This window comes from Desulfurivibrio nitratireducens, from assembly GCF_044068515.1.
Taxonomy (GTDB): domain Bacteria; phylum Desulfobacterota; class Desulfobulbia; order Desulfobulbales; family Desulfurivibrionaceae; genus Desulfurivibrio.
Genome location: NZ_JBIPKI010000076.1, coordinates 1 through 4,739 on the forward strand (window position 1 = coordinate 1; position 4,739 = coordinate 4,739).

Sequence of the window (4,739 nt, forward strand, 5' to 3'; positions counted from 1 at the left end):
GCCACCGCACCCTTCACCCTGCTGCACCTGCTCTGGCGCGGACTGGATTTTTCCTTTCAGGCGGCTGCTGCCGGCAGTGAAATTTCCTGGCGGGTCAGCGCCGGCCCCGGAGCATCCGGGGAACAGGATCCGGAGCGGCCCTCCGGCCTGATCGTTCTAGCCTGGCAGCCGGCTGATGGGGGGGGCGATAACCTGCCGACCCCTTTTCCCGGCGGGCAGGAAGAGGCTTTGCTGGCCGCCCTGCGGGGCGCCTGCCGGCTGGACCAGGCCGCCGGCCGCCTTGAATTGAGTTTGCAGGGCTTGTCAGGCGTTTAAACATTGTTGGCTGGTAAATGACCAAAGCAAAATATTAACAATGCTGGACCGCCGGCATAGCCCCCTGGGGGCAGGCCGGCACAATAGAGGCAAGATCGTCCCGCCTGATTCCCAGTCGGGGGAGAGCTTGCTTAACGTGAGCGGATAACTCAGTAGGGGAGAATAGTCATGAAAGAGAAAATTTTGCTGGTTGATGACGAAGAGGATTTTGTTGAGGCTCTGGCCGCCCGCATGCGGAACCGGAACATGGAGGTGGTGACCACCACTTCCGCCATCGAGGCCCTGGCCCGCCAGGATGTCGACAGCTACGACGCCGTCATTCTCGATCTGCAGATGCCGGGCATGGACGGTCTCGAAGCCTTGCGGCGCTTCAAGGAGCTTAATCCCAAACTCCAGGTAATCCTGTTGACCGGGAAAGCCACGGTGGAGAAAGGGGTAACGGCGATGAAGCTGGGGGCCCTCGATTTGCTGGAAAAACCCACGGACATTGAAACTCTTACCCAGAAAATCAAAGACGCCAGCGCCCGCAAGATGGTTCTGGTAACAGAGGAGAACGAAAACAGCATCAAGGAAATCATCGGCAGCAAGGCTTGGTAGGATAGGGCGGGTAACCGGCGGGAGGGGGCGGATTATTTTATAATCAGCAAAATCTGACTGACCGCTCAGTTTGTTATGCTGGGCCCAAAGATCGTTTAAGAAATTAAATCGCATAATTCGAAAAGGTTAACAGGAGGATATCTTCCAATGAGCGCATTTAAACAAGCCGGCCAGATCATGATGGCTGGCGCCAGAGCCCATGCCAAATGGGAAAAGGAGATGTCGGACCGGATTCTGGGTGACCGCAAGCGCCTGATTATTCTTGGACTGCTGCTGTTGCCCATCATTCTGGGCGGGATCGCCTGGGCCGACGAACTGGTGGCCGCGCTGCCTTCCATTCTCGGGGGCAAAATGGCCTACAGCCCGGCCTTTTACACTTCCACCATCTTTTTCGCCTCCATCGGCGTCGGCCTGGGCGCCGGCCTGATTACCGGCTGCATCGGCGCCGGCGGCGGCTTCATAATCGCTCCCGCCCTGATGAGCGCCGGGGTCAAGGGGATTATGGCGGTGGGCACCGATCTGTTCCATATCTTCGCCAAGGCGATCATGGGCAGCGTGCTCCATCGCAAGCTGGGCAACATCTCCGTGCCTCTGGCCGTCACCTTTCTGATCGGAGCCATCGGCGGGGCCACCGTGGGGGGCCTGATCAACCGGACCCTGTATGAACTGAATCCGGTGCTCAGCGACGCCTTCATTACCACCGTTTACGTCTTCATGCTGGGCTTTCTCGGTTTTTACTCCCTGACGGATTTTCTGAGTTCCCGCAAGAGCCGGAAGATCACCAGCGGCGCTGACGGCGCGGTCGGCGCTGACGGCGCGGTGGTGGCCCCGGGCGAGGTGGTTGCCGAGAAGGAAAGCATGACCGCTCTGTCCGAGAAACTGCAAAGCATCAACATTCCGCCCATGGTCCATTTTGACCAGGGGGTGGTGCCCGGCGGGCGCAAGATTTCGGCCATTTTTCTGGTCATCGCCGGGGCCTTTGTCGGTCTGGCCGCGGCGATCATGGGGGTCGGCGGCGGTTTTCTCACCTTCCCGATCTTTGTCTATATCCTGGGGGTCTCCTCCTCCACCACGGTGGGGACCGATATCTTCCAGATCATCTTCACCGCCGGTTATGCCGGCCTGGGCCAGTACGCCATCTACGGCTTCATCTTTTACACCCTGGCCATGGGCATGCTGCTGGGTTCCCTGATCGGGATTCAGATCGGCTCGGTGGTCACCAAGGTCGTGCCCGGCTCCACCATTCGGGGTTTTTACGCGGTGGCGGTGCTTTCCGGTTTCGTTAACCGGGCCTTCGCCCTGCCGAGCAAACTGGCCGCCCTGGGGTATATCGATATCACGGCCAGGACCGGCTATATCCTGGAGCAGATCGGGATCTACCTCTTTTTCGTGGTCATTACCATTTTCTCGGTCTGGGTTATCGGCACTTTCGTGGTCAATATCAAGCATCTGAAGATCGGTCACGCCACCACTTCCCACCAGGCTTAAGGAGGTTAAGACAATGATTCACAACAAGAAGGAATTCAGCCTGGGGTTGGTGCTGTTCATCGGCTTCTGGGGCGTATTCGCGCTATTGATGTCGCCGGTCTTCGCCGGTCAGAACTTGCTGGATTACATGGATAATCTTTACAACTCGATTTCCAAGAATTCCGCCTACTACATTCCGGGGGCCCAGGAACGCGCCGCCAGGCACATCGGCAAGGAGATAACTTTTACCGTCAAGGCCAAGGACGAGGCCCAGGCTGACCGGACCACCAGGAACTTCGAAATGATCGGGGCCCGGGTGGTGGGCGACGGAACCTCCCTGGAGGTTACCGGCGACATGGGCCGGATGCTGACCGCGATCCTCGAGGACGCCGACCTGATGTACGCCAACGACGGCGGGGCCATCTCGGCCCGCTACGGCATGCATGAGCGCCTGGTGGTTTACGACTGGTGGAATGCCCTCAAGACCGGCCAGGACGACCTCAACCGCCAGCACCTCTTTGCCGAGGCCAAGGTCTTTTACGATGCCATGACCCGCGGGGTCGAGCCGGCCTACAATTACTACGAGATCGAGGCCGAACCGATCCGCAACAAGGCGGGCACCGTGGTGCTCTCCCTGGCCGGCTACGTCATCTATACCCTCTGGTTCGGGTTTGCCATTCTCTTCATGTTTGAAGGGTGGGGAATCCGCCTCGAGCACTAGGAAAAGTTGCGCCAGCACCGCATCTTGCGGCGATCGGGGCGGCTTGCGTACTGATGTACGCGGCGCCTCCCCGCTTGCCGCAACCTGCGGCACTGGCGTAACTTTTCCCGTCGGCGGGATATTCTGGATTATTTTTTCCTGTCGGCAATTTTGCTTTGAATGTGCTGGGTGGGGGGGCGATGACTCGGATTTTGCTTGGTCTTCGTTCCCCCTTTTTTGGGCTGAACCTGCTATGATTCTGGTGGGTGGGCCGGTGGCTGACGTTGGCTTTAATCATCCGGGTAAGTGATGAGCCTTTTTGAACGCCTCAAGGAAGCGCTGGGATTGGTTGAGCGGCAGCCGCTGCGCGACAGCGAGGAGCTGCGGGCCGCCTTTCGCCGCCAGTACCGCAATTTCCGCTCCCTGCTCACCGCCAACAACAATGCCCTGGAATTGATGGCGGAAATCGAACAGGCCCTGGAGGGGGGACGCCCCTTCAGCATGGCCTTTGTCCGCAGCCACTGCACCGCCCTGGGGGCCAATATCCTGAAAATTATCAATCTTCTCCAGGAGCTGGGCGAGCGCCGCTACCAGGATCTGTTGCCCCCTTTCCAGCAGATCACCGGCGAACTGGAAAAGATTTTGACTCGGGAACCGGCCGTGGCGGGTCATGACTTTATCCTGCCCCTCTCCGCAATTGACCGCCACGCGGCCGACCAGGCCGGGGAGAAAATGGCCAACCTGGGCGAGATCCGCAACCGGATCGGCCTGCCCACCCCCGAGGGTTTTGTCATTACGGCGGCGGCCACCCGCCATTTCTTCGCGGTCAACAACATCCAGGTCGAGATCAACCGCCGCCTGACCGTGCTTGACCAGGAACGGCTGGATGATGTCTACGCGGTCAGTGCCGCCATCGAGCAGTTGATTATCGACGCTCCGTTGCCCCCCGACCTGGAGGAGGAAATTCTGGCCCATTACGCCAAACTCGGCGAGGGCCGGGCGGAAAAACCGCTGGTGGCCATGCGCTCCAGCGCCCTGGGGGAGGACAGCAGCCGCAGTTCCTTTGCCGGCATGTACCGCACCCGGCTCAAGGTTGACGCCGCCTCCCTGCTGGCGGCCTACAAGGAGATCGTGGCCGGCAAGTACCGCGCCCGGGCCATGATTTATCGCCTGCAGCGCGGTTTTCGCCACGAAGACGTGATCATGTGCGTCGGTTGCCTGGCTATGGTGGATGGCGAGGTCAGCGGGGTCATGTACAGCCGGCCGCCTCATGATCTTCGTGGGGACAGCGTGGAAATCACCGCCGCGGCCGGTCTGGCCGACCAGGTTGTCAGCGGCCAGGCCGTCACCCGCCGTTACCGGGTGGAGCGGGCCCACCCGCACCGGGAAATCGCGAGCGAGCCTGGCGAAGATTCGGCCCCGGCCGCGCCGGCCGACCGCTTGCTCACCGGCGAGCGTTTGGCCGAACTGGCCGCCATTGCCGTGCGCCTGGAAGAGCATTTCGGCGCTCCCCAGGATATCGAGTGGTCCCTGGGCCGCGACGGCCGGATTTACCTGCTCCAATCCCGGCCTTTAGGCGGGGCTGGTTTGAGCGGCACGGTGGCCGCGCCGGCCCGGGCCATCGCCGCCGGCGGCCGGTGATTTTACTGGTGGGCCGTCG

At 60.7% G+C, this 4,739-nt stretch carries 5 protein-coding genes; all 5 read left to right on the plus strand.

Annotation, left to right across the window (positions count from 1 at the left end; all coding sequences use genetic code 11):
* Positions 1-315 (plus strand): hypothetical protein (locus ACHHTY_RS11705; protein ID WP_395494347.1); only part of this gene is annotated, 315 nt, incomplete at its 5' end.
* A 168-nt stretch (positions 316-483) separates the two neighbouring features.
* Complete coding sequence (locus ACHHTY_RS11710; RefSeq protein WP_395494348.1) at positions 484-912, plus strand: response regulator; 429 nt, start codon at positions 484-486, stop codon at positions 910-912.
* 147 nt (positions 913-1,059) lie between these two features.
* On the plus strand, positions 1,060-2,400 hold the full coding sequence (locus ACHHTY_RS11715; RefSeq protein ID WP_395494349.1) for a sulfite exporter TauE/SafE family protein: 1,341 nt from the start codon (positions 1,060-1,062) through the stop codon (positions 2,398-2,400).
* A 13-nt stretch (positions 2,401-2,413) separates the two neighbouring features.
* Positions 2,414-3,100 carry a hypothetical protein gene (locus ACHHTY_RS11720; protein WP_395494350.1) on the plus strand — a complete coding sequence of 229 codons (687 nt, stop codon included), beginning with the start codon at positions 2,414-2,416 and terminating at the stop codon, positions 3,098-3,100.
* Positions 3,101-3,388: 288 nt separating this feature from the next.
* On the plus strand, positions 3,389-4,720 hold the full coding sequence (locus ACHHTY_RS11725) for a PEP/pyruvate-binding domain-containing protein (protein ID WP_395494351.1): 1,332 nt from the start codon (positions 3,389-3,391) through the stop codon (positions 4,718-4,720).
* Positions 4,721-4,739: the final 19 nt, after the last annotated feature.